The organism is Mesorhizobium sp. EU05-FHT14A09, from assembly GCF_058790995.1.
In genome coordinates, this window is sequence record NZ_JBYTDF010000001.1 from 721353 (window position 1) to 746872 (window position 25520).

At 61.9% G+C, this 25520-nt stretch carries 22 protein-coding genes; 16 read left to right on the forward strand and 6 right to left on the reverse strand.

The genetic code is table 11. From position 1 onward, the window contains the following. Positions 1-314: 314 nt before the first annotated feature. From AC3WTO_RS03220 to AC3WTO_RS03235, 4 genes are all read right to left on the reverse strand, one after another. A complete protein-coding gene (locus AC3WTO_RS03220) occupies positions 315-863 on the reverse strand; it encodes a DUF1254 domain-containing protein (RefSeq protein ID WP_492459239.1) in 549 nt (182 codons plus the stop codon). After that, positions 856-1440 carry a DUF1214 domain-containing protein gene (locus AC3WTO_RS03225; RefSeq protein WP_492459240.1) on the reverse strand — a complete coding sequence of 195 codons (585 nt, stop codon included), beginning with the start codon at positions 1438-1440 and terminating at the stop codon, positions 856-858. The genes AC3WTO_RS03220 and AC3WTO_RS03225 overlap by 8 nt, the downstream gene beginning before the upstream one ends. A gap of 268 nt (positions 1441-1708) precedes the next feature. After that, positions 1709-3865, reverse strand: a complete 2157-nt coding sequence (locus tag AC3WTO_RS03230; RefSeq protein WP_492459241.1) for a transglycosylase domain-containing protein — start codon at positions 3863-3865, stop codon at positions 1709-1711. Between the two features lie 202 nt (positions 3866-4067). Then, complete coding sequence (locus tag AC3WTO_RS03235) at positions 4068-4886, reverse strand: AAC(3) family N-acetyltransferase (protein WP_492459242.1); 819 nt, start codon at positions 4884-4886, stop codon at positions 4068-4070. Between the two features lie 205 nt (positions 4887-5091). Between AC3WTO_RS03235 and AC3WTO_RS03240 the strand changes: the two genes are divergently transcribed. Then, positions 5092-5523, forward strand: a complete 432-nt coding sequence (locus AC3WTO_RS03240) for a GNAT family N-acetyltransferase (protein WP_492459243.1) — start codon at positions 5092-5094, stop codon at positions 5521-5523. Here the strand turns inward: AC3WTO_RS03240 and AC3WTO_RS03245 are convergent. Next, positions 5515-6327, reverse strand: a complete 813-nt coding sequence (locus tag AC3WTO_RS03245) for an SDR family NAD(P)-dependent oxidoreductase (RefSeq protein WP_492459244.1) — start codon at positions 6325-6327, stop codon at positions 5515-5517. The genes AC3WTO_RS03240 and AC3WTO_RS03245 overlap by 9 nt on opposite strands. Before the next feature lie 342 nt (positions 6328-6669). Between AC3WTO_RS03245 and AC3WTO_RS03250 the strand changes: the two genes are divergently transcribed. The 3 genes from AC3WTO_RS03250 (at position 6670) to AC3WTO_RS03260 (ending at position 10037) form a co-directional block, all read left to right on the forward strand. After that, on the forward strand, positions 6670-7062 hold the full coding sequence (locus AC3WTO_RS03250; protein ID WP_492459245.1) for a winged helix-turn-helix transcriptional regulator: 393 nt from the start codon (positions 6670-6672) through the stop codon (positions 7060-7062). 322 nt (positions 7063-7384) lie between these two features. Next, complete coding sequence (locus AC3WTO_RS03255; protein ID WP_492459246.1) at positions 7385-8545, forward strand: porin; 1161 nt, start codon at positions 7385-7387, stop codon at positions 8543-8545. Between the two features lie 310 nt (positions 8546-8855). Beyond that, positions 8856-10037 (forward strand): DmpA family aminopeptidase, encoded by a 1182-nt coding sequence (locus AC3WTO_RS03260; RefSeq protein WP_492459247.1) that lies wholly within the window; start codon positions 8856-8858, stop codon positions 10035-10037. A 153-nt stretch (positions 10038-10190) separates the two neighbouring features. Here AC3WTO_RS03260 and AC3WTO_RS03265 read toward each other — a convergent pair whose 3' ends face one another. Next, on the reverse strand, positions 10191-10967 hold the full coding sequence (locus AC3WTO_RS03265) for a pyrroline-5-carboxylate reductase (protein ID WP_492459248.1): 777 nt from the start codon (positions 10965-10967) through the stop codon (positions 10191-10193). A 274-nt stretch (positions 10968-11241) separates the two neighbouring features. On the opposite strand from AC3WTO_RS03265, the gene AC3WTO_RS03270 reads away from it, so the two are divergent. The 12 genes from AC3WTO_RS03270 (at position 11242) to AC3WTO_RS03325 (ending at position 25502) form a co-directional block, all read left to right on the forward strand. Continuing rightward, positions 11242-11541: a hypothetical protein gene (locus tag AC3WTO_RS03270; protein WP_492459249.1), complete on the forward strand. Its 300-nt coding sequence runs from the start codon at positions 11242-11244 to the stop codon at positions 11539-11541. 65 nt (positions 11542-11606) lie between these two features. After that, a complete protein-coding gene (locus AC3WTO_RS03275) occupies positions 11607-12272 on the forward strand; it encodes a response regulator transcription factor (RefSeq protein ID WP_129410493.1) in 666 nt (221 codons plus the stop codon). Then, positions 12256-13698 (forward strand): ATP-binding protein, encoded by a 1443-nt coding sequence (locus AC3WTO_RS03280; protein ID WP_492459250.1) that lies wholly within the window; start codon positions 12256-12258, stop codon positions 13696-13698. Before AC3WTO_RS03275 ends, AC3WTO_RS03280 begins: the two co-directional genes overlap by 17 nt. Positions 13699-13801: 103 nt before the next feature. Further along, on the forward strand, positions 13802-14236 hold the full coding sequence (locus AC3WTO_RS03285; protein ID WP_492459251.1) for an RT0821/Lpp0805 family surface protein: 435 nt from the start codon (positions 13802-13804) through the stop codon (positions 14234-14236). 139 nt (positions 14237-14375) lie between these two features. After that, positions 14376-15497, forward strand: coding sequence for a c-type cytochrome biogenesis protein CcmI (ccmI, locus tag AC3WTO_RS03290; RefSeq protein ID WP_492459252.1), 1122 nt, complete (start codon positions 14376-14378; stop codon positions 15495-15497). A gap of 3 nt (positions 15498-15500) precedes the next feature. After that, positions 15501-15944 (forward strand): cytochrome c maturation protein CcmE, encoded by a 444-nt coding sequence (gene ccmE / locus AC3WTO_RS03295; RefSeq protein ID WP_492459253.1) that lies wholly within the window; start codon positions 15501-15503, stop codon positions 15942-15944. Positions 15945-15955: 11 nt separating this feature from the next. Then, positions 15956-17938: a heme lyase CcmF/NrfE family subunit gene (locus AC3WTO_RS03300; RefSeq protein ID WP_492459254.1), complete on the forward strand. Its 1983-nt coding sequence runs from the start codon at positions 15956-15958 to the stop codon at positions 17936-17938. A 2-nt stretch (positions 17939-17940) separates the two neighbouring features. Further along, the gene (locus AC3WTO_RS03305; RefSeq protein ID WP_492460024.1) at positions 17941-18402 is read left to right on the forward strand and encodes a cytochrome c-type biogenesis protein; all 462 of its coding nucleotides are present in this window, start codon (positions 17941-17943) and stop codon (positions 18400-18402) included. Positions 18403-18534: 132 nt separating this feature from the next. After that, the gene (locus AC3WTO_RS03310) at positions 18535-20058 is read left to right on the forward strand and encodes a Do family serine endopeptidase (protein WP_492459255.1); all 1524 of its coding nucleotides are present in this window, start codon (positions 18535-18537) and stop codon (positions 20056-20058) included. 312 nt (positions 20059-20370) lie between these two features. Further along, positions 20371-21048 carry a response regulator transcription factor gene (locus AC3WTO_RS03315; RefSeq protein ID WP_492460025.1) on the forward strand — a complete coding sequence of 226 codons (678 nt, stop codon included), beginning with the start codon at positions 20371-20373 and terminating at the stop codon, positions 21046-21048. Positions 21049-21054: 6 nt separating this feature from the next. Continuing rightward, positions 21055-22539 carry a sensor histidine kinase gene (locus tag AC3WTO_RS03320; protein WP_492459256.1) on the forward strand — a complete coding sequence of 495 codons (1485 nt, stop codon included), beginning with the start codon at positions 21055-21057 and terminating at the stop codon, positions 22537-22539. After that, positions 22536-25502, forward strand: coding sequence for a bifunctional [glutamine synthetase] adenylyltransferase/[glutamine synthetase]-adenylyl-L-tyrosine phosphorylase (locus tag AC3WTO_RS03325; protein ID WP_492459257.1), 2967 nt, complete (start codon positions 22536-22538; stop codon positions 25500-25502). The genes AC3WTO_RS03320 and AC3WTO_RS03325 overlap by 4 nt, the downstream gene beginning before the upstream one ends. Positions 25503-25520: the final 18 nt, after the last annotated feature.

Consider the following 25520-nt stretch of genomic DNA (forward strand, 5'->3'; position numbering starts at 1 on the left):
AGTTAGCGACGATCCGTTAGCGCTACGTTAACCCTCTGAGAGCCTAATCACAGAAGGAGGCGTTGCGTTTGTGCTCTGGGTACAACCTGAGAGGAATGCGCGAACCATGGGACAGGTTCTGTCTTTCACGCCGCGGAATGCGGCACCAAACAGACTTCCACGAAATGTTGATACGGTGGCGGCCGTGATCATCTTCCCGGGGGTCCGCTACGAGCGGCCTCAGGAAGCAACGCCGGTTGTCGCGGGCATCGAAGCTGGCTCGAAGGGCACGCCGTCGCCCAAGCCACGACACTGAACGGGGGACGTCGGTCCGGTCAGAATTGCTGCAGGTCGCAGGCACTTTGGCTGAGGAATTTCGTCACGGCCGGCTGCCAGCTTTCGTCAGGCACGAATGCACGCAGCACGACAATGCCTTCCCCTATGGGGGCTTCGACAAAAATCGAACCTTCGAATCCGTCCGGCAACGCCTTGCGCATTTCGATCATCTGCGCTGGCGTCAGGACAACGGCGTCCATCTGCCCGCTGGTCGATGAGCGATCGTTGAAACTGTAGATGTTGTGGCCGTTGCGATCATAGACGGAGACCGACCAGAATGGCACCGAGCCGGGCGCCGTTATCTGCGCCATGCCGTCGCGCAGATCGAAGCGGCAAGCGGCTGCGGCAAACAGCGGATCGATCGACTTGATCGGAGCAGGGCTGCCTGATTCGGCATCGAGCCGCGTCATTTTGTAGAAATCCGCCTTCATCGAAAGGTTGGACCACGCATCACGTTCTGAAAATTCGGGTACCAGCAAAAGCACGACGATATGGACGATCGCGGCGCCGATCAGCCCGATGACGATGGCATGGAGAAGCTTACCCATTGCAGCCGACCTTGACGATGGTGGGCAGCTTCACGTCGGAAAGCCCGGTAGAGGCGGCAATCGGCGTATCGTAGAAATTCAGCACGAAACGCAATGGTCCGCTGCCATTGACTGGCAGCCAGTTGCCGGCGGCAGCTTGCGCAGCCACCGTGATGACGGCCGAATTGTCGGGCTGACGCAGGATTTCATAGGAATGCAGCGCCGCCTGATGTCGTCGGCCCGAGGCGATCGGGTCGAGGGTGACGTCCGCGACATGCAACGTCCAGAAGCGGGCGGTCGGGAAGCCGCCTTCGATCGTATAGCTGCATTCGCGCCGCAATCCTTCGCCGGCGGTATCGGCCTCGGCAATGAAGGACAGTCCCTCTGCCCGGCCAAGCGTCAGCGCACCCTGGCGCGCAACGCGCGCCTGCGAGTAGGGGTCGGCGTCCAATGTGCCGATGTCGGGAAAAGCCGTCCATGGCCCGATGCGGATGGCGCCGCCGCCGCTTTGCGCGTCGAGCGTATACCAGACGCTGCCGCCGCCGAGCCCGATGGCGATGGTGAGTGCCAGCAGCGTCAGCAATGCGTTCTTCAGCATGAAGGCTCGTCAGGGCTAGAGCATGATTCCGAAGAGTTGCAGATTTTTCGGAAAGAAATCATGCGACAAAACAAACAGATAGAGCGGAAGGATTCCGCTCCAGGGCAATCCCGGCAAAAGTGCGTAGCGGTTTTGCGTGCGGACTTGCGTAAAACCAGAACGTTAGAGCGTCTCCGCTTCTCCGTGAGAAACGGAAACACTCTTCTGTCCACCGCGACATAGAAGCTGGTGAGGGGACAGGCAAGCCGGGCGGCGGCGTCTGCAGGCGTCACAGTGCCGAGAGCTTTTCGGGAGTGGCGGGCGGAACAAGCTGAGCCGCGCCTTCGAAGGTTTTGGAAAGCGTGCGTAGCGTCTGCGTGGTGCGGCTGGAGAGCACTGGCGGGCGTTCTGCCGCAGCCTTCGCCTCTTCTTCCGCAGCCAGCTTCTTCTGCGCTTCCTCCGCCTTTGCCGCTACGGTCTTGTCGACGAAAGGCTGATCGATGCCGGGAATTGGCTTCAGGTCGATGTTCTGATGGGCGTAGACCATCATTCTTTGCCAGATCATCGCCGGCAGCGAGCCGCCAGTCATGTTGTTTGTCGGACGGAAGTCGTCATTGCCGAGCCAGACCGCGGCCGTGTAGTTGCCGGTGAAGCCGACATACCAGGCGTCGCGATAGCTCTGCGTCGTACCGGTCTTGCCGCCGGAAACAATATTGGGCAATGCCGCCCGCCGTGCCGTGCCGATCACGGGTACCTGGGTCAGCATCGAATTCATCGAGCGCAGCGCCTGTTCCGAAAGCACACGGCGGGGCGGCGGCGCATCCTTGGCCCAGTCGTAGACGACTTCCCCGGTGTGGGTGACAAGCTGGGTTATGCCGTGGCGGGTGCCGACATAACCGTTCTGCGCAAACACCGAATAACCGGTGGCCTGGTCCATCACCGTCATGCCGGAGGTGCCGAGCACCATGGTCTTGTGCGATTCCAAGGGTGATTCAACGCCCATGTCCTCGGCCAGTTTCTTGATCGGCGGGATGGACAGCGAGTCCTTGGCAAGCCGGACTGGCACTGTGTTGATCGAGCGCACAAAGGCATTGAGCAGCGTGATCTTGCCGCCGAAGCCGCCGCTGTAGTTCTTCGGCGACCAGTTGCCCCAGCTGACTGGCCCGCTCGAGACGACCGAGTCCGGCGTGAAGCCATGTTCCATGGCGGTGGCGTAGACATAAGGCTTGAAGGACGATCCGGTCTGGCGCAGCGCCTTGGTGGCGCGGTTGAACTGGCTGGCGCCATAATCGCGCCCGCCGACAATGGCGCGCACGGAGCCGTTGGTCTCGATCACGACGACCGCGCCTTCGGTGACGCGGTATTCCTTACCGTATTGGCGCAGATGGAATTCCACCGACTCTTCGGCGGCATCCTGGATATTGGCGTCGAAAGTTGTGTGCGCGACCAGTGAGTGCGTGCCTTTCGGCGCGATCTTCTTGACCTCGTCGAACGCCCAGTCGAGGAAATAGTCTGGGCTCTTGCGCTCGCCCCGGTCAACGACCGTCGCCGGATGCAATCTGGCCTGCAACACCTGGCCTTCCGACATGAAGCCGCTGTCGACCATGTTGTTGAGCACGACGTTGGCGCGGGCACGCGCTGCCGGAAGGTTGATGTGCGGCGCATATTTGGTGGGTGCCTTGAACAGGCCGGCCAGCATGGCCGCTTCCGCCAGCGTCAGGTCCTTCACGCTCTTGCCGAAATAGAAATCGGCGGCCGCCTCGATGCCGAAAGTGCCGCCACCCATATAGGAGCGGTCGAGATAAAGCTGCAGGATTTCCTTCTTGGACAGGTTGGCTTCCAGCCACAGCGACAGAAACGCTTCCTTGACCTTGCGCTCCAGCGTCCGTTCATTGGTGAGGAACAGGTTCTTGGCCAATTGTTGCGTAATGGACGAGCCACCCTGCACCACGGAATTGGCACGCACGTTTTCCGTCAGCGCGCGCGCAAGACCGAGGAAGTCAATGCCGTAATGTTCGAAGAAACGGCGGTCCTCGGTTGAAAGAACCGCCTTGATGACGTGATCCGGCATCTGGTCGACGGGCACGGAGTCGCGCTGGATGATGCCGCGCTGGCCGACTTCGTTGCCGTAGCGGTCGAGGAACGTCACCGCGAAGTCACCTTGCGCCCTCCAGTCGCCGGAGGTTTCCTGGAAGGCGGGCAGGGCCAGCGCCAGCAATGCGACGGAAGCGCCGGTGCCGAGTGTAAATCCCTCCGACAGCGCCTCCACCAGCCAGCGCCGCCAGCCGGTGACCTTGAAGCGTCGAAAGAAGATCGTTGCCGATTCCCAGAACTCGCCGGCCCGATAGCGCAGTTTGTACAGGCTGGAATCCAGCCAGGCGTCGAGCGACAGGAACCAGGCCGCGATCGGCCCTCTTTTCTTGCGCGGTTCCTGGGGGATGTTCATTCGAGGCCGGTCACACGCTTGCGATGGGTTGCGCCGTGGCGCGCCAGTATACTCGTTTGCCGCGCAATCGGGAACGCGGATGGCCCTGTTTCCGTTGCCGAGCCGACTATTCGTCGATTGCGGCGACGCTGGCAAGGGCCCCGCCATTGGATGCCTGATTGGTGAAGGGAGGGTAAAGGACGCTCCCGATCTTCGGCGAGTGTCACCCGGCAGGCGGTTGTTGTCCGGCCATGATGCCGGCGGCCGCGTCGACGACCGCCGGCAGCGACATAAGGTGAGCGATTGCGGAACCGACAGGCCCGGTCTGGGCGATGCCTTGCCGGAGCAATTCCTCCCCGATTTCCGGAAATCGGTCGGCGTCCCCGGTTGCAATGTCGAAACTGACCCAGCGGCGTTGCCCATCCACCATAAGGGGCGAGCCTTCCGGAACGCGTGGCAGGGACGGCCACGCTTTTTGTTCGGCCATGTGAAAAGCGGTTGCTGCGTCGAAACCTGCACCGAGCAGCAGAATTCGCGCCTTCGATCGATAGAGATAGCCAAGTGGGCCATCGCCACCGAAAGGCTCGTCGAGCGGTTGCCGCGCGGTGATGGCTTCGGCTTCCGGGCCGAGCGCCGCAAAAGAGCAGGTTGGATGCATGCTTCGCCGGGCACCTGGCCAGGCGCGAAACAGTTCCGCGACGGCGCCCATGTCGCGGGTCGGCGTGGTGCGTGGATTGAAGGCAGGCAAGGTCGCGCGGATGATCTCGATCCAGGTGCCCGGAACAGCCGGCGCCTGCCAGTTAGCAGGGTCGCTGAGCTGCGATGACTGCGATGGCATCACCAGCGTGCCGGTCTGTGTGATCGCGCCCAGCAAGGCGCGCACGATCGTTTCCGCGCCGCCTGAGACCCAGCCGACTTTGCTCATCGCGCAGTGGACGAGCAGGGTGTCGCCCGGTTTCACCCCCAGGCGCTGCAGGTCACGGGTCAGGCTCTCCTGTGTTCTCGGCTCGGGTGTGTTGGCGACAATGGTGTGTTCCGTCATTTCACGTTCCTCGATGTCGCTGGCTACCTGTTGCGGGCCGCAATCCGGGAAGTCATGCCACGCATCGTGGCAAGCGCTGTTCTAAGACAAGCGGGAGCGTCCCGCCAAGGACCGCCTCGTCGTATCCTTTGGCGCAAACCGCGCCACGGTATGGCGCTGGATCAAAAGCCCTTGTCGCGCAGGTCGTGGCTGCCGATAAGAGAGCATGACGGCTTCAATCGACAAGACAGGCGATCACCCTCAGCCGCGCGCCCTGTGGCGTGGTGCTTTCAGGAATGATGAGGTGAATGCACTGCATGCCGAATGTTTCGCGCATGCGCTGTCCGATGACGATTGGTGGTCACAGGTCAACCGCTTCAGCCTGGGTTGGGTGACGATGCGGGCAGGGGATGAGCTTGTCGGGTTCGTGAATGTCGCCTGGGATGGCGGGGTGCATGCCTTCCTGCTTGATACGATGGTGCATTCTGCGCAGCGTCGTCTCGGCTATGCGTCGCAACTGGTGAAGGTCGCCGTCGACAACGCCCGGGCTTCGCAGTGCGAATGGCTCCACGTCGACTTCGACCCGCATCTGCGCGATTTCTACCTCGGCGCTTGCGGGTTCAAGCCGACCGATGCCGGGCTGGTTCGGCTACGATAAAGGATCTGCCCAGCCGGCGCTCAGCCCGTCGACATAGGTCATGCCAGAATTGGCGACCAGCGAGCCGCCATCCACCGCATAGACGGCGCCGTTGACGAAAGAAGCCGCTGGCGACAGCAGGAAGGCGATGACCTCGGCGGCTTCCATCGACGAACCGGCGCGGCGTTGCGGAACATGTTCGCTAACCTTGGCGTAAGCCGCATCCAGGTCGGTTCCGATCGGCAGCGCGCGCATCTCTTCATCCGCCATCTCGCTGCGGATCCAGCCCGGTGCCACGACATTGGCGCGCAGGCCATGGCGTGCATACTCATAGGCGAGGCATTTGATGAACTGGCTGACACCGGCTTTCGCAGCCGAGTAGGCGGCGATACCCGGCCCGGTTTGAACCGCACCCACCGAACTCACCGCCACGACGGCGCCCCGGCTGGCCAGGAGATGTGGCAGCGCGGCCTGGCTCATGACGAAAGGTGCCGTCAGATTGACCGCGATCTGCCGTTCCCAGTCAGCGATCGGAAGTTCCGCGATCGACGCGGACTGGATGATGCCGGCATTGAGAACAAGGCCATCGAGGCGTCCGTATTGCTCCGCGGTCCGGCTCACCAGCAGATGCGTCGCCGCATGGTCGGTGACATCCAGCGGAATGGCCTGTGCGCCGGTGCGCGCCGCGACTGCATCGAGCGCATCCTTGCGGCGCCCGCAGATGACCACACGGTGGGAGTTGGCGAGGCGTTCGGCAACGGCGGCGCCGATGCCGCTGCCGCCGCCCGTGACGATCACGACGGGTTTGGCATCGTCACTTTGCATGCTCTCTCCTCCCTGCGATTAAAGTTCAGCGTAGCAGGCTCACGCATGCAATCCTGTCGTCCTCTGGGATGACCCTGCCTGCCGGGGGCGAAACCTCGTTATTGGCACAGGGTGCTGCTGTGCATTGGGACAGTCATATTGGGCGGTGCTCCGGAATGAGTCAGGGCCGGTTGGGCGTCGGCCCGGAAACGGCAGGCTGTTGTCAGCTCCCGTCAATCGCTCCGGCAACGGCTTCAGCACGGGCCGATCGCAAAAAACTGAAAATTGTGAAGGAACCAAACCAGCCTATGGCTGTTACTGCGCGGGTTTTCGATTTGGGGGGAAGCAGATCAGGAGACAGTAATGAACGATCACGTCACCGACCGTTTGGCCGTCGACGGCGATACGATGTTCGAACTTTTCTCCGATAAATGGACCCTCATCGTGCTGCGGCAGATCTACCTCGAGGGTGGAGCGGCACGTTTCAATGCCCTCAAGCGTCAGGTGGCAGGCATCAGCCAAAAGACCCTGACGCAGTCTCTGCGACGCCTCGAGCGCAATGGTCTCGTCAATCGTTACCTTGTCGACACAACGCCTCCCGGCGTTGAATACAGTCTCACGGCACTGGGCAACTCCTTGAAGCTGCCTCTCGGCGTGCTGCGCGATTGGTCTGAAAACAATGCGCATGCGATTCATCATGCGCAGCAGATTTTCGACCAGAAGCAATCAAAAGCACCAGGAACCATGGTCGCCTGATTGATTGTGTCTTTATTGCAACGCGATAAAGGCACTATTGAAACGAATTGGCGTCGCAAATTATGGTATGAAATTTCATACCATTTCTTACGATTTTCCGGTATTTCGGAAATATGACATGAAATCAGTGAGTTGGTAGATGTAGGTTTACGATTTGATACTTAGATATAATTATGAATGTTACAGATCGGTAACATTTTTGTTATCAAGGGCGGCGCCACAAATTATGCATAGTCCGGTCGTTCGGATCGGGAACTTCCGGCGGCGTTTTGCTCGCGACTGGGGGAACTTGACGATCCTAAAGCACGAACAGGGGATATCAGTGAGAATCCACACCCTTCTTCTCGGCTCGGCAGCGGCACTGATCGCCGTTACCGGCGCTCGCGCCGCCGACGCCGTCGTCGTCGCAGAGCCGGAACCGGCAGAATACGTCAAGATCTGCGACGTCTACGGCGCCGGCTATTTCTACATCCCAGGCACCGAGACCTGCCTGCGTATCGGCGGTTATGTCCGTTACGACGCCGGCCTCGGCGATCTTGGCTCGTTCGACGGCGCCAAGACCCGCGATCGCCTCAATGGTGATGAGCAGGACACCTGGCAGAAGAACGCCCGTCTTGCCCTGCGCACCTGGACTGGTCAGGAGACCGAGTACGGTACGCTGAAGACGTTCACCGAGACCCGCTTCAACTTCGGCAATCGCGATGGCAGCGGCGAAGCCGGCAACAAGGGCGACATCCAGCTCAAGTGGGCCTGGATCCAGCTCGGCGGCCTGCGCGTCGGTAAGGACGAATCGGCTTACGACACCTTCTCGGGTTACGCCGCCAACGTCATCCAGGATACGCTGGTTCCTTACGGTGAATTCGACACCAACCTGATCAGCTATACCTTCGACGGCGGCAACGGCTTCTCGGCGATCGTGTCGCTCGAACAGGGCTCGGGCAGCTACAACACCTACGTCAAGGACGGTGCTGGCAACTGGGTCTACACGAGGGATAACAACCAGACCATCGACAGCTACGTTCCGAACGTGGTTGGCGGCGTGAAGTATACGCAGGGCTGGGGCGGCATCTCCGGTGTCGTTGCCTACAATTCTTCCTGGGAAGAGTGGGCTGGCAAGGTTCGCTTGGACGTGAACGCCACCGACCAGATCTCGCTGTTCATCATGGGCGGCTACGGTACCGACGACAACATCTACCGCAGCTTCTACAAGCCATGGGGCGGCAACTGGGCGTTCTGGGGCGGCGGTACCTACAAGTTCAACGAGAAGACCTCTTTGAACGCGCAGGTGTCGTATGACGAGGGCGAGACGCTCGGCGTCGCCGTCAACGTCGCACACCAGCTGGTTCCGGGCTTCACCGTCACGGCCGAAGTTGACTATGTCAACGAAGGCAAGTTCGGCAAAGCCGACTACCGTGGCAGCTGGTCCGGCGCGGACAAGGACAGCAGCGTCGGCGGCATCCTCCGCTTCCAGCGCGATTTCTAAGATCTTACTGCTTTAGCGGGTGCAGGCTTGACCTCCAGTCATTCGCTCTTTTTATCGAGGTGAGATTGTTTCACCGCAGAAATGGCCCGGCCTCAGGTCGGGCCATTTCTTTTGGATTGCTGCTTCGAGCACCGCAACGTCGCTGCCGATGCTGGCTCCAGCCGATTGGTCCAGAAGCTGCCTTTGCGTTGACGTTGCGTCAATGGTGGTTGCCGCCTCCATCTCCAGATGGCGATATGTGCCCGTCGCTCAGTTGATCGAAAGATCAAAGGAGGACTGAGCGCGTTTTCATCAGAGTGGAGGAGACACTATGGAACGTGCAAACAGAAATCTGGTCGGGGCGATGTGCGGCATTGCTCTGGCTGTCAGTGCGGCCGCCGCATCGGCCGCCGATAAACCCCGCGCCCGCGATCTCGGCATTCCCTTCGAAGGGACGCCGGGGCCGAACAACGCCATCACCGACGTGCCGGGCGTCACCGTGGGTTACGCGACGATCATCGAGGGCGAGGGTAAGATCGAAGTCGGGAAAGGGCCAGTCCGAACTGGCGTCACCGCGATCCTGCCACGAGGCAAGTCGTTCGGTCCATCCTTCGCCGGTTGGTATTCGCTGAACGGCAATGGCGAGATGACCGGGACAACCTGGATCGAGGAGAGCGGCTTCCTCGAAGGGCCGATCATGATCACCAACACACACAGTGTCGGTGTCGTCCGTGACTCGGTCATTTCCTGGGAAGCCGAGAACAACATGGTCGGTCCGCATTTCCGCGACCTCTACTGGCGGCTTCCGGTGGTGGCCGAGACCTGGGATGGTATCCTGAACGACATCAACGGCATGCATGTGAAGAAGGAACATGTCTATGCCGCGTTGGATACCGCCAAATCGGGCGCGATCGCCGAAGGCAATGTCGGCGGCGGAACCGGAATGAACCTGTTCAACTTCAAGGGCGGTGCCGGCACGGCCTCGCGCAAGCTGTCGGTCGAAGAAGGCGGCTACAATGTCGGCGTGCTGGTTCAGGGCAATTTCGGCTCGCGTGCCGATCTCACCATTGCCGGCGCTCCCGTCGGCAAGGAGATCACCGACCTGATGCCGGATGTCTCATGGAAACGCCAGGAAGCGGGATCGATCATCGTCGTGGTGGCGACCGATGCGCCACTGTTGCCGCATCAGCTGAAGCGTCTTGCCCGTCGCGTTCCACTCGGCATTGCCAAAACCGGCGGTTATGGCGGCAATGGCAGCGGAGACATCTTCATCACCTTCTCGACAGCCAATCCTGAGGCCTTCAACCAGGAGAAGAATACGACCGTCGAGATGGTCTCCAATGACAAGATCAATCCGCTTTTCCATGCTACCGCGGATGCAACGGAAGAAGCGATCGTCAACGCGATGGTCGCGGCTGAGACGATGAAGGGGCGCGACGACAATGTCTCCTTCGCCATTCCGCACGATCGGCTGCAGCAGGCATTGAAGAAGTACAACCGGTTGGCCAAGTAAGTCCGCCACGAAAGGCCGGCTCTCGGGTAGGGGGCCGGCCGACGTCGCCGTTCTAGAGCATTTTGTAGCCAAGTGGGATCACTTGGCGTTAAAAAATTCAGAGAAAACAGAAGCTTAGAGCATCTCCGCGTTTCCGTGAAACACGGAAACGCTCTAGGTCTGCGATGCGACGATGCGTTTGTGCACACCGTCCAGGCTCAGGTTGAACGCATCGAACAGCCCGGCCTTGCTCAGCTCGTTCAGGATCTGTTCGTTGATGCCGCCGCGCGTTGCATATTCCTGGGACAGATGCATGAAGCTGGCCTCGGGGGCCGTCTCTGGCGCGTTGGCCAGCGCCTTGAACAGGGTCGCGACATAGTCGCGGCCCTTGACCTCATCGATCCCTTGGGCTTTCAGCCATGTGTGAATGGTGTCGAGATATTTGAAATAGCTGGCGTAGGTCGCCGTTACGACGCTGAGAGCGTCGAATTCGCTTGCATTCTCCACTTCGATGGCTTTCCCGAGATTGCCGAAGAAGGCAGCCATATCCCTGTCCGGCGGATAGAGGATGGTGGCGCCTTGCCTCAGGGCAATCATCGGCATCGGCAGCGCCTTGGTGAGTCTGTGCGCCGGCGTGACCAGGGTGGCGATATCCCCAAGCGAGAGTGTCGCGATCAGGCTGACGACATGGTGGTCTGCTCTGAATCGCAGCGACGGGATGACTTCATGGGCGACCTGCGGACGGACCGCCAGCATGACTGTATCGCTGCCGTCGAGCACCGCCTGGTTGTCAGGTGCCACCCGTACATCCTTGAAGCGTGAGGCGAGGCCGGCGGCGATCTCTTCATTGCGCGGCGACAGCAGGACAGACACCGCGTTGTCGGCCACGGATTTGAGCCCTGCGACAATCGCCGCGGTGAGTGCGCCCGTACCGACGAAACCAAGTTTCATGAGATGCTCTGTTTTGCTGACTGGGATCGGTTTTTCGACGACCATAGTCAGGACAGCAGCACGGGCAAGTGCTGAAGCATCCGATCCTGTCGGCTCCCCCCTCGAAGTCCTTGCATGGTATTGTTGCCCATCGCCGGTTTGGTCATTTGCTTGGCGGTTGTCTGTCCCCGATCGCTTCGGCTAAGGTCCGCGCGGTTTGCTTTTGCGGACAAGCTAGGGAGACGCAGTCGGGTGTTCATTTCGTGTTCAGCCCCGTTGCGCTAAAAAAGGCGCCATGAACAGGTTCTGCTCCAATCTCCGGTCTTTTGTGCTGGCGCTTAGCATTGGCGGGCTGCTTGCTGCCCCGGCCAGCGCGCTGCCGGTCTCGTCTCCCAGCTATCCCAGGCAGATCGTGACCGTTGCTGCCGACTGCTATGCGATTGGCCAGGAAGTCGCTGCCCAGAATGGCGGTACGCTTGCCAAGGCTTCGTCCGCCAACCGCGGCGGGCAGGAGGTTTGCGTCATCGTCGTTCTGGTGCCGGGTAAGGATGGTGAGCGCCCACGCAGGGCCGAGATGGTGGTGCCGGCTGGCTGATTGCGTTTTCCGCGATCAGGAATCGGCCTATATCCGAACAATCGAACAGAACGATACGAGGCAGGATGCGCGTACTGGTGGTCGAGGACGACAAGGAACTGAACCGGCAGCTCGCCGATTCGCTTGTCGATGCCGGTTATGTGGTCGACCGCGCCTATGACGGCGAGGAAGGACACTATCTCGGCGACACCGAACCCTATGATGCCGTCGTGCTCGATATCGGGCTGCCGCAGATGGACGGTATCAGTGTTGTCGAACGCTGGCGTCGCGACGGCCGCAAGATGCCGGTGCTGATGCTGACGGCACGCGATCGCTGGAGCGACAAGGTCTCCGGTATCGACGCCGGTGCCGACGACTATGTGACCAAGCCTTTCCATATCGAAGAAGTGTTGGCGCGAGTGCGCGCGCTCATTCGCCGCGCAGCAGGTCACGCCTCCTCCGAGCTCACCTGCGGCCCGCTGCGCCTGGATACCAAAGCCTCCAAGGCCGATGTCGATGGCGTGCCGCTGAAACTGACGTCGCACGAGTTTCGGCTGCTTGCCTACCTCATGCATCACATGGGCGAGGTGGTGTCGCGCACCGAACTGGTCGAGCATCTGTACGATCAGGATTTCGATCGCGATTCCAACACCATCGAGGTTTTTGTCGGTCGGCTGCGCAAGAAGATGGGTGTCGACATGATCGAGACCGTGCGCGGCATGGGTTACCGCATGCGTGAACCGGAGGCGTAAGGCGGAACCGCTTGCCCCCACCAGAAGCACGAACAAGAGGGCGCCGCTGCGTTTCTGGCTGCGCTCGCTAACCTTTCGTGTCGTCGCCTTCTCGTCGATCTGGGCGGTGCTGACGCTGGTCGTCATCTTCACGCTGATCACCACGCTCTACCGCCAGGCTAGCGAACGTGGTTTCGACAGCCTGCTCTCGGCGCATCTGTTCAATCTGATCGGTTCTGTCGGCATTTCCGACAAAGGTGTGCTGATCGGCGCGCCGGACCTCGGCGATCTGCGGTTCTCGGAGCCCTTTTCCGGCTGGTACTGGTCGGTCGAGCCGGCCTCTGAGGGGGTCAGCGGCCATCTGCGTTCGTCGTCGATGATGGCACAGACGCTGCCTTCGCCGGGTATCAGCGAAGTGCCGTTCAATTCCAGTTTCCAGCGCAGCTACTCGACCAAGGGGCTGAGAGGCGAAGAACTGCAGGTCTTCGAGAGCGAGTTCGTGCTCGACGCGAAGAATCACATCGCCCGTTTCAGGGTGATGGGCAACAAAAGCGAACTGGAGGAGGAGATCCGTTCCTTCCAGGGGCGGTTGCTTACCTATCTCTCGCTGTTCGGCGCCGGCATGATCGCCATCAACGCCATCGCCATTCTGCTTGGTCTGCAGCCCTTGCGAAGGGTCCGGGCGGCGCTCGCCATGGTACGGGAAGGAACGGCGCAGCGTCTGGATGGCCGCTTCCCGGCCGAGATCGAGCCGCTGGCCAATGAAACCAACGCATTGATTGAAAACAACAAACGTATCGTCGAGCGCTCGCGGACACAGGTCGGTAACCTAGCGCATTCGCTGAAGACACCGCTTGCCGTACTCCTGAACGAGGGAAGGGCGCTTGGCGGACAGAAGGGGCAGTTGATCACCGATCAGGCTGCGTCGATGCAGATGCAGGTCGAGCACTATCTGCAACGGGCGCGTATCGCGGCCCAACGCGACAGCGTCGTCTATCGCACGCCGGTCGCGCCGCTGGCTGAGCGGATGGTGCGGGTGATGCAGAAGCTGAACCCGAACGTGACGCTTTCGCTGTCGCTGCCTGCGGAAGGCATCATCTTTGCCGGTGAACGCGAGGATCTTGAAGAGGTCATGGGCAACCTGCTCGAGAATGCCATGAAATGGGCGCGCGGCACGGCAAAGGTCACCGTCAAGCCAGCGGCGGCGGCCGGTGAGAGCGGCGAACAGTTCGAGATCCTGATCGAGGACGACGGCCCAGGCATCCCGGAAGACAAGGCGCGCGAGGCTTTGCAGCGCGGCAAACGGCTCGACGAGACCAAGCCGGGCACCGGGCTTGGGCTCGCCATCGTGGCTGATCTGATCAAGGAATATGGCGGCACGCTTGCACTGGAGCGTTCCTCGCTCGGCGGCCTGAAAGCCATCGTGCGCCTGCGCAGTGTCCAGTGAAGAACGTGTTATGGGGGTGGCACGTAGCCCAATTTCAGCCCAATATCAGGACTATCGCCGCGGCAGTCGCCGATTGCGCGGCGAAGAGGGGAATTTTGACAGCATGACGATTCGCATGGGCCTCGTTGCCGGAATGCTGGCGCTTGCCGGCTGCACCACGACCGGGTCGAACGGAAGCGGCCCCGATATCGCGCCGAAGTCCGGCCAGGACGGCACTTCGATTGCGGCGACCGTGCTTTCCGAGATGGGCGGCGGCCTGATCAGCGGCAGCATCGGCGCGAACCTCACCACGGCCGAAAAGCGCAAGGCGCTGGAGGCCGAATACAAGGCGCTGGAATACACGGCCAGCGGCCAGACCGTGTCCTGGAAGAGCGATCAATCCAGCCGCTATGGCGAAGTTGTCGCAGCCCAGCCCTATCGCGTCGGCTCGCAGGATTGCCGCCAGTATCGCCACACCGTCTATGTCGGCGGCGCTGGCCAGATCGCGCGCGGCACCGCCTGCCGCAACTCCGATGGCAGCTGGACGCCGCTGACCTAACAGGCCGCCCCGGCAAACTTTCCGATACCGCTGCGGTCGGGCATTTGCGCTCGATCAAAGTGTTCTGGCCGCAATTCTGTCAAAGCGTCGCAGGACGCTTGTGTTGGCAGGACGAAGCCGGACCGCTATTGGAAGTTCCATGCTGTTTTGGGTCATAGCTGCGGTACTGACGCTGGGAGCGAGCCTGGCTGTGCTGTTGCCTCTCGCCGGAGGCGCGAAGCGTCCGGATTCCCAGAACGCGCATGATCTCGAAGTCTATCGTGACCAATTGGGTGAGCTCGACGGCGACCTGCAGCGCGGGCTGATCCAGCCGGCCGAGGCCGAGCAGGCGCGCGCCGAAATCGGCCGTCGCATCATCCGCCTGGGCAGCGACGATACCGCTGCACAGGCTTCCCGCTCGGGCACAAACATCGTCCGTCTCCTTTCCGTTGTCGCTGTCCTGGCCGTGCCGCTGCTGAGCTGGGGTGTCTATGCGCGGCTCGGCTCTCCCGATCTGCCGTCGCAGCCTCTGGCGCAGCGTCTCGCAAAGAACCCGGCCGACAGCTCGGTCGACGAACTGGTGGCGCGGGCCGAAGCGCATCTGGTCAAGAACCCGACCGATGGTCGCGGCTGGGACGTTCTCGCCCCGATCTATCTGCGCATCGGCCGGTTCGGCGATGCCGTTACCGCCTACCGCAATGCGATCCGGCTGGCGGGAGACAGTGCCGCTCGGCAGACCGGGCTGGGCGAGGCGATGGTCAACGGCGCAGGAGGCGTCGTCTCGGCCGAAGCGCAGGCTGCTTTCGAGGCAGCGCTGAAGCTCGAGCCGAACGATCCGAAAGCGAATTTCTATTTGGCGCTGGCGCTTTCACAGGAAGGCCGCAAGGCGGAGGCTGTCACCACGCTTCAGAAGCTGCAGGCGACGTTGCCGGCGGACTCCCCGTGGCGAAAGGCTGTCGAACAGGCGCTGTCTAGCCTGGTCAACAACTCCGTTCCAACCGGCCCTACGCAAGATGATGTCACAGCCGCTTCGTCATTGTCGGATGAGCAGCGCGGCGCCATGATCGAGACGATGGTGGCCAGTCTCGACGAGAAGTTGAAACAGAACCCGCGCGACACGGAAGGATGGATGCGCCTCATCCGTTCATATGTGGTGCTGGGCAAGGCCGACGAGGCGCGTGCCGCGTTGCGGCGGAGTATCGCGGTTTTCGGCGCCGATAGTCCGGAAGCCAAGCAGTTCACGGCTTTTGCCGGCACACTCGGCCTTGCGGCAACGGAGTAGGCGATGACGCGCAAGCAGAAGCGACTGTCGGTGATCGTGGCGGGACTGGGCTTCCTGGCGCTGGCCGCAGGCCTGACCTTTTATGCCCTTGGCCAGAAGGCTTCCTATTTCTACATGCCTGGCGATCTCGCAGCCGCCAATGTGGCGCCGGGCCAGCGCATCAGGCTGGGCGGGCTGGTCGAAAAGGGCACCATCGTGCGTGGTCAGGGGACCACAGTAGCTTTTGCGGTAACCGACACGCATGACACGGTGAAGGTCACCTACACGGGCATCCTGCCGGATCTGTTCCGCGAGGAGCAGGGCGTCATCACCGAAGGTTCATTTGGCAGCGACGGCGTTTTCGTCGCCGATAGCGTGCTCGCCAAGCATGACGAGCGCTACATGCCCAAGGAAGTCGCCGACGGGTTGAAGGCCAAGGGTGTCTGGCAGGAAACACAGGTCAAATAGCGGGCGCCGCCATGGTAGAGATCGGTCATTTCGCCCTTATCCTGGCTTTCGCGCTCGCGCTGGTCCAGACCGTCGTTCCACTGGTTGGCGCGCGCATCGGCAACGATCGTATGATGGCCGTGGCCGCCCCGACTGCCATCACCGGTTTCGCGCTGACGGCGCTCTCCTTCGCGGCCTTGATGGTCGCCTATGCCGGTTCCGACTTTTCGGTCGTCAATGTCTGGGAGAATTCGCATTCGCTGCAGCCGATGATCTACAAGCTCACCGGAACCTGGGGCAATCACGAAGGCTCGATGTTGCTGTGGGTGCTGATCCTCGCCTTCTTCGGCGCGCTCGTCGCGGCCTTCGGCGCCAATCTGCCGGCCAGCCTGAAGGCCAACGTGCTGGCCGTGCAGGGGTCGATCGGCGTTGCCTTCCTGCTGTTCATTCTGTCGACGTCCAACCCCTTCACGCGGCTGGTCCCGGCTCCGGTCGAAGGACGTGACCTCAATCCGATCCTGCAGGATCTGGGATTGGCGGTGCACCCGCCGCTGCTCTATCTCGGTTATGTCGGCTTCTCCATCTGCTTTTCCTTCTCGGTGGCGGCCCTGATCGATGGCCGCATCGACGCTGCCTGGGCGCGCTGGGTGCGGCCTTGGACGCTGGTCGCCTGGATTTTCCTCACCGGCGGCATCGCGATGGGATCCTACTGGGCCTATTACGAGCTCGGCTGGGGCGGCTTCTGGTTCTGGGATCCGGTCGAGAACGCTTCCTTCATGCCGTGGCTGGCTGGTACAGCGTTGCTGCACTCGGCCATCGTCATGGAAAAGCGATCCGCGCTGAAAATCTGGACGCTGCTGCTCGCCATCCTCACCTTTTCGCTGTCGTTGCTCGGCACCTTCCTGGTGCGCTCGGGCGTGCTCACCTCCGTCCACGCCTTCGCCACCGACCCGTCGCGTGGTGTCTTCATCCTGTGCATCCTGCTGTTTTTCATCGGCGGGTCGCTGGCGCTGTTTGCACTGCGCGCCTCGTCGCTGACGGCAGGCGGCCTGTTCCAGCCGATCTCGCGTGAAGGCGCGCTTGTGCTGAACAACCTGTTCCTGACCACGGCGACCGCGACGGTGCTGGTCGGTACGCTCTATCCGCTCGCGCTGGAAGCGCTCACGGGTGACAAGATTTCAGTCGGCGAGCCGTTCTTCAACCTGACCTTCGGCCCGTTGATGGTGCCGCTTTTGCTGCTGGTGCCGTTCGGCCCGATGCTTGCGTGGAAGCGCGGCGATGTTCTTGCCGCCGCGCAACGGCTGATGGCGGCGTTTGGGGCAGCCTTGCTGGCCGCGCTGGTGACGCTGTTCCTCGTCGACGGGGGCTCGGTCCTCGCGGCCTTCGGCACGGGGCTTGCGGTCTGGCTGATACTTGGGGCGGTCACCGATCTGGCGATGAAGTCGGGTTTCGGCTCAGTGGCGTTTCCGGTCATGCTGCGTCGCTTCATCGGCTTGCCGCGCTCGGTCTTTGGGACAGCGCTTGCCCATGCCGGGTTGGGGGTGACGGTGATCGGCATGGTCGGCACGCTGAATTTCAGTGAAGAGCACATCCTGACCATGAAGCCGCAACAGACGGTCGAGGTTGCCGGACGAACCGTCCGTTTCGACGGAATTCAGCCGATGAAGGGGCCGAACTTCAATGAGGATCGCGCCCTCTTCGAACTGGTCGACGCCGGCCAGGTCACGGGCACGATCCATTCGTCCAAACGTTTCTATCCGGCTCGCCAGATGCCGACGACCGAGGCCGGCATCAAGACGATCGGCTTCAGCCAGCTCTACATCGCGCTCGGCGACGAATCCGCGGACGGCTCGGTCGTTGCGCGTATCTGGTGGAAACCGCTGGTGACGCTGATCTGGCTCGGCGGCCTGGTCATGATGGTGGGCGGTGCAGTGTCTCTGGCCGACCGGCGTCTGCGCGTCGGGGCACCGGCCAAGCGCAAGAGCAAGCCGGTAACGGTGGCCAGCGCGTCATGAAGATGAGTCGTTTTCTTGCCGGGCTGCTGGTGGGACTGGCCTTGCTGGCATCGGGCAGTGCCTTCGCCGTCAAGCCGGATGAGATGTTGTCCGACCCCGCACTGGAAGCGCGCGCGCGCTCGCTGTCGGCCGGCCTGCGCTGCATGGTTTGCCAGAACCAGTCGATCGACGAATCCGATGCCGATCTGGCGCGCGACCTGCGCGTCCTGGTGCGTGACCGGCTGAAGGCTGGCGACAGTGACACCCAGGTCATCGACTATGTCGTCTCGCGTTATGGCGAGTTCGTGCTTTTGAAGCCGCGTTTCGAATGGCGCAACGCGCTGCTGTGGGGGACACCCGTGTTGCTTCTTCTGGTCGGAGGAGTGTTCATGCTGCGCGCGGCACGCCGGCCGAAAGCAGTGGAAACGGCCGGATTGAACGCGGACGAAAAGGCCAGGCTTGACGCGATCCTGAAGCGCGACTGAGGGGCGCTTTCGCACGCCTGTCCAACATTACCAAAGTTTCATCTACCGGAAATGAAGCGGTAATGTCGGCTTCTCTATCTGTTGTCTCGAAGGATGCCGCTTGAGCGTCCAAGTCTAGAGGATAACGGATCCATGACTGCTACCCCCACTTCTTCCCGCACCCGTTCGCGCCTTGCTGCTGCCGCCGCTTCTCTGGCGATCGCCGGCGGCATCGGCTTCGCTGCGGTGACCACTGGCACCGCCCCCGTGATGGCCGAGGCCGTCAGTGTCCAGGCTCCTCAGGTTCCAGGCTTCGCCGACCTCGTCGAGAAGGTCTCGCCGGCCGTTGTTTCGGTTCAGGTCAAGGCCAAGGTCCAGCCGGCCTCTGATGACGGCAGCATGCCTTTCGACGCTCCTGATTTCTTCCAGGACAACCCGCAGCTCAAGCGCTTCTTCAAGGAGTTCCGTGGCCCCAACGGCCAGGGTGGCCGCAGCTTCCAGCATCGTGACAACCCCAATCGCGAGCCGCGTCCGGTTGCGCAGGGCTCAGGCTTCTTCATTTCCGAGGACGGCTACATCGTCACCAACAACCACGTTGTCGATGGCGGCACCGCCTTCACCGTCGTCATGACCGATGGCAAGGAATTCGACGCCAAGCTCGTCGGTACCGACCAGCGCACCGACCTTGCCGTGCTCAAGGTCGACAACAAGGACCAGAAATTCACCTATGTCGAGTTCGCTGACGACTCCAAGGTCCGTGTCGGCGACTGGGTGGTCGCCGTCGGCAATCCGTTCGGCCTGGGCGGCACTGTTACCTCCGGCATCGTCTCGGCTCGTGGCCGCGACATCGGCGCCGGCCCCTATGACGACTTCATCCAGATCGACGCTCCGGTGAACCGCGGCAACTCCGGTGGCCCGACCTTCAATCAGAGCGGCCAGGTGGTCGGCATCAACACCGCGATCTTCTCGCCTTCGGGCGGCAGCGTCGGCATCGCCTTCGACATTCCGGCTTCCACCGCCAAGCAGGTCGTGGACGTGCTGATGAAGGGTGGCACGATCGAACGCGGCTGGCTCGGTGTCGAAATCCAGCCGGTCACCGCCGATATCGCCGAGTCGCTCGGCCTGAAGGCTGAAAAGGGCGCCCTGGTGTCCGGTGCCCAGGACGAGAGCCCCGCCAAGAAGGCTGGCATTGTCGCTGGTGACGTCATCACCCAGGTCGACGGCAAGGACGTCGCGACCACCAAGGAACTGGCCCGCCTGATCGGCGCCTACCAGCCCGGCAAGTCGGTGGATGTCACCGTCTGGCGCGGTGGCAAGGCAGAGACCATCAAGGTCGACCTCGGCAAGCTGCCGAGTGGCGACAAGATGGCATCGGCCGGCAAGCCATCCGAGCCGTCGGGGGCCAACTCGCTCGCCGACCTTGGCCTGACGGTCACGAAGTCCGACAACGGCAAGGGCGTGGTCGTGACCGACGTCGATCCCGACAGCGATGCCGCCGATCGTGGCATCCAGGCTGGCGACATCATCACCGCGATCAACAGCCAGGAAGTAGCCGGCGCCTCCGACATCTCCAACGCGATGAAGGAAGCGCAGAAGGCTGGCCGCAAGCAGGTGCTGGTGCAGATCAGCCGCGAAGACACCAATCGCTTCGTGACGTTGCCGGTCGCCAAAGGCTGATCGATCGCCGCTGGCAAGGGATTGCGCCGCTAACGCCTGGGCAGTGGGGGCACTGACCCAGGCGAGCCGGACAATCCCGTGCCCGTCGGTGTCTTTCGGTTGTCGGTCACTCCGGTGGTCCTGCAACCGGAAACTTTGCTTCCAGAACGGCGGTGTCGCACCCCCGGATCGTCGCGAAGGAAGCATGGTCGGCGTGTCAGTCAGTAGTGTCCGACCTCAGCGGCAGCGGGGCTCTCGTCCCGCTGCCGCAAAATCACAGGATGTCCAGAGATGTCTGCCGCAACGGCTTCGGAAATTGCGTATAACGGCTCCATGAAGATTCTGATCATCGAAGACGATCGGGAAGCCGCCGACTATCTGGAAAAGGCCTTCACCGAGGCAGGTCATACCGCCCATGTCGCCGGCGATGGCGAGGTCGGTTTCGCCTTGGCCGACAGCGGTGAATACGACGTCATGGTCGTCGACCGGATGTTGCCGCGACGTGATGGGCTTTCAGTGATCGCGGCGCTGCGCTCACGTGGCAATACCACGCCTGTGCTCATCCTTTCCGCTCTGGGCGAGGTCGATGACCGCGTCACCGGACTGCGCGCGGGCGGAGACGACTACCTGACCAAGCCTTATGCGTTCTCCGAGCTGTTGGCGCGTGTCGAGGTCTTGAACCGCCGCGCCGGCGTGAAGGAGAGCGAGACGGTCTACAGGAGCGGCGATCTTGAGCTCGATCGGCTTTCCCACTCGGTCAAGCGTGCCGGCAAGGAGATCGTGCTGCAGCCGCGCGAGTTCCGTCTGCTCGAATATCTGATGCGTCACGCCGGCCAGGTGGTGACACGAACCATGCTGCTCGAGAACGTCTGGGACTATCATTTCGATCCCCAGACCAACGTCATCGATGTGCACGTGTCGCGGCTGCGCGGCAAGATCGAAAAGGGCTTCGAAAAGCCGATCCTGCACACCATTCGCGGTGCCGGCTATATGCTGAAGAGCGGCGGTTAGGTCTCGATGGCTCTGACCGTGCCAGCCATCATGAAGACGACGGCGGCGCGCCTTTCCGCGCTGTACCTTCTGCTGTTCGCGATCTGTGCGATGCTGTTGGTCTTCTACATGACTTCACTGTCGGCGCGCATGCTGACGGCGCAGACGCAGGAAACCATCAACGAAGAAGTGGCCGATCTCGCTCGTTCCTACCAGCGCGGCGGCCTGCCGTTTCTCGTGCGCACCATGGAGCGGCGCTCGCGTGCGCCGGGCGCGAACCTCTATATGATCGCTGATCCCAATGGCGAAGTCCTGGCCGGTAACGTCCAGAGCATCGAGCCAGGGGTGATCGCCCGCGAAGGCTGGACGGAGATCCCGTTTTCCTACGAACGCTACGGCGAGAGTGGCGGCGAACAGGCGCAGGGCGCCAACGATGCCAATAAGCCGTCTGGACCGCTGCAACCACAGGTCCGGCGCAACAAGGGCCATGACGCCATTGCGCTTGTGGTGCGGCTGCCCAACCAGATGATCCTGCTTGTAGGTCGCGACCTTGGCGAGCCGGAACGGTTTCGCAGTGTCGTGCGCCGGGCACTGACCCTGACGCTTGGCATGATGGGACTGGGCGCATTGCTGATCTGGTTCCTAGTCGGCCGTACAGCCCTCAAGCGCATCGACAATGTTTCGGAAGCAAGCCGCCGCATCATGGGTGGCGATCTGACCGGGCGGCTTCCGGTTACCGGAACCGGCGATGAATTTGATCGGCTTTCGGAAAATCTCAACGCCATGCTGGCGCGCATCGCCACCTTGAATGAAGGCCTGAAGCAGGTTTCGGACAACATCGCCCATGATCTCAAGACGCCGCTGACCAGGCTGCGCAACCGCGCCGAGGCTGTTCTGTCGGGCAAGCACAGCGCCGCCGACTACAAGGCCGCGCTTGAAGGCACGATCACGGAGTCCGACCAGCTCATCAAGACCTTCAATGCCATCTTGATGATCTCGCGCCTGGAGGCGGGCTATTCTTCCGAGAATGTGACGCAGGTCGATCTGGCCGCCACCGTGCGTGATGTCGTCGAGCTTTACGAGCCTGTTGCGGAGGAGGCCGGCGTGGGGCTGGAGACCAATGTGACTGGGCCGTTCCTGATCGACGGCAATCGCGAGCTGGTTGGCCAGGCACTTTCCAACATCGTCGACAATGCGATCAAATATTCGATCGACGCGACGGCCAGCCCCATGGTCAAGGTCACGCTCGAACGGATCGCAGGCGAGATCAGGCTGACTGTGGCTGACAATGGCCAGGGCATTCCGGACGATGCCGATCGCGCGCGCGTCACCGAGAGATTCGTTCGCTTGGAGAAGAGCCGTTCGCAGCCGGGATCTGGACTTGGGCTCAGCCTCGCCAAGGCAATCATGAAATTCCACAAGGGTACCCTTGATCTGCGCCCCGCCGATCCTGGACTATGCGTCGTCATGAGCTTTCCGGCGCGGGAAGCGATGTCGGGGAGAAACGGATGACGGCAAGTGCGGCGGCTGAACGAGGGAAGGTCGGGTGGCGGCTGCAGCCGAAGATGAAACTTGCGCCGGTGGATGACGGCCATTCGCGCGAAGAACTGGCTGACATCGCTGCTGCTGCCAAGGAAGACGAACTCCCGCGCCTGGCGAAATTCCTGGCGGATCGTGGAGGAGCACAGGATTTCCTGGCGGCAGTCTTCGATCTTTCTCCATTCCTGCGCGATGTCGCGAGACGGCGGCCACAGATACTGGACGCCTTGTTTGACGAAACGGTCGAACAGCGTCTTGCTGCTGCCAGCGAGGCGATGGCGGCAGCGGCGCGCGCCGAAAATGTCTCCGAGCAGAGCCTGATGATGGAGTTGCGCCGCCTCAAGGCTGAGGCCCATTTCCTGATCGCGCTCGATGATCTCGCCGGCGTTGCCGAAACTGCTTTGACGGTACGCAGGCTTTCCGACCTGGCCGACGCTTCGATCCGTGCTGCGGTCGATTTTCTGCTGCGTGACGCGCACGAGCAAGGCAAGCTGAAGCTGGTCGATCCGAAGAACCCGACACTGAAATCCGGCTGGATCCTGCTTGGCATGGGCAAGCTCGGCGCGCATGAGCTGAACTTCTCGTCCGACATCGACCTCGTCGTCTTCTTCGAACCGGAAGCGCCCGCGGTGCTCGATCCGCTCGACGCCACCGAGCTGTTCTCACGGTTGACCCGCCGCCTGGTTCGCATCCTGCAGGATCGTACCGAGCACGGTTATGTCTTTCGTACCGATCTCAGACTGAGGCCCGACCCAGGCTCGACGCCGTTGGCCATTCCGGTGGAAGCAGCACTGACCTACTACGAGGGCAGGGGCCAGAACTGGGAACGTGCCGCGATGATCAAGGCACGGCCGGTTGCCGGCGACATCGCCGCCGGCAAGGCTTTCCTCAAGGAACTTCAGCCGTATGTCTGGCGCAAATACATGGACTATGCGGCGATCGCCGATGTCCATTCCATCAAGCGCCAGATCCATGCCCACAAGGGGCATGGTGAAGTCGCGGTCAAGGGCCACAACGTCAAACTCGGCCGTGGCGGCATCCGCGAGATCGAATTCTTCGTTCAAACCCAGCAACTGATTGCCGGGGGCCGCTTCCCGGAATTGCGCGGGCGTGAGACGGTTCCGATGCTGGCTGAGCTTGCAGAGCGCAGCTGGATCACGCCCGAAGCGCGCGACGTGCTGGCCAATCAGTACTGGTTCCTGCGTCGTGTCGAACACGCCATCCAGATGGTGGCGGATGAACAGACCCACATGCTGCCGGAAGACGACGAGGGGCTTGAGCGCATCGCTCACATGCTGGGCTACAAGGATGCCGAAATCTTCGCGGCTACGCTGCGCGCCGCCTTGCAGCAGGTGGAAGGCCACTATGCAGCGTTGTTCGAAGCGGCCCCCGAATTGTCGGCCGGCGTCGGCAATCTGGTCTTCACGGGCGACGTCGACGATCCCGATACCTTGCAGACCCTGCTTGGGCTGGGTTTCCAACGGCCAAGCGACATCTGCCGTGTCATCCGCACCTGGCATTTCGGCCGCTACAAAGTGACACGCTCGGCAGAAGCGCGCGAGCGGCTGACCGAGCTGACGCCTGCGCTGCTGGAAGCTTTCGGCAAGACACGCCGCGCCGACGAGGCGCTGATGCGCTTCGACGAGTTCCTGTCGGGCTTGCCGGCAGGCATCCAGCTGTTCTCGCTGCTGCAGTCCAATCCGGGATTGCTCCGGCTGATGGCAACCATCATGGGTGCTGCGCCGCGGCTGGCGGCGATCATTACCCGCCGCCCGCATGTGTTCGATGGCTTGCTCGATCCCGCGCTGCTCGCCGAACTGCCGAACCGCGCCTATCTCTCGGCGCGGCTGGCTGCTTTCATCGACGGTGACCGCGCCTATGAAGAAGTGCTCGACCGCCTGCGCATCTTCGCAGCCGAGCAGAAGTTCCTGATCGGGGTGCGGCTGCTCGCCGGCTCCATCGATGCGGCGCGCGCAGGCCGGGCCTTTTCCGATCTCGCCGACCTGACCATCGGCGCGGCACTGGAAGCGGTGGTCGACGAGTTCGCACAGCGTCACGGTCGGATTCCGGGAGGCCGGATCGCGCTTCTGGGGATGGGCAAGCTGGGCAGCCGCGAACTGACGGCTGGCTCGGATGTCGATCTTATCCTGCTTTATGATCACGACGAGCAGGCAGAGGAGTCCGACGGCGAGAAGCCGCTGGCGCCCTCGCACTATTTCGCCCGCCTGACACAGCGCCTGATCGCGGCCGTTTCAGCGCCGACCGCCGAAGGCGTGCTCTACGAACTCGATCTGAGGTTGCGGCCATCAGGCAACAAGGGGCCGGTGGCAACACATGTCGACGCGTTCCGCAAATATCAGCGCCAGGAAGCCTGGACCTGGGAACAGATGGCGCTGACGCGGGCGAGGGCCGTTGCCGGCGACAGTGCTCTGTGCGCCGAGATTGAGCAGGAGGTGGAAAACATTCTCGGCCAGCCGCGCGACCGCGCCAAGGTGGCGGCGGAGGCCATCGAGATGCGCAAGCTGATCGAAGAGGAGAAGCCACCGCACGATCTTTGGGACATCAAGCTCATCCCCGGCGGTCTGATCGACCTGGAGTTTATCGCCCAGGTCGCGACCATCACGGGTCAGCTCGAAGGCGATACGCGCACACCCGGCACCGCACAGACTTTGGCGAGATTGGCACCGAATTTTGCTGATCCTGAGATACGGCACGCGCTTTCCGACGCATATTCGCTGTATTTGTCGGCTACCCAGATGATCAGGCTGTGCCTGACCAGCACGTTTGAACGTGATGACGTCCCGCCGGGGCTGGTCGATCTTCTATTGGCAGCAACCGATCTGCCGGATTTCACGGTGCTGGAAGCGCACCTCAAAGAAACGTCGCGAAAGGTCCGAAAGGATTTCGACCTTTTGCTGCGTGGGAAACGCTCGTGAGGAACTGACGCCTCAAGA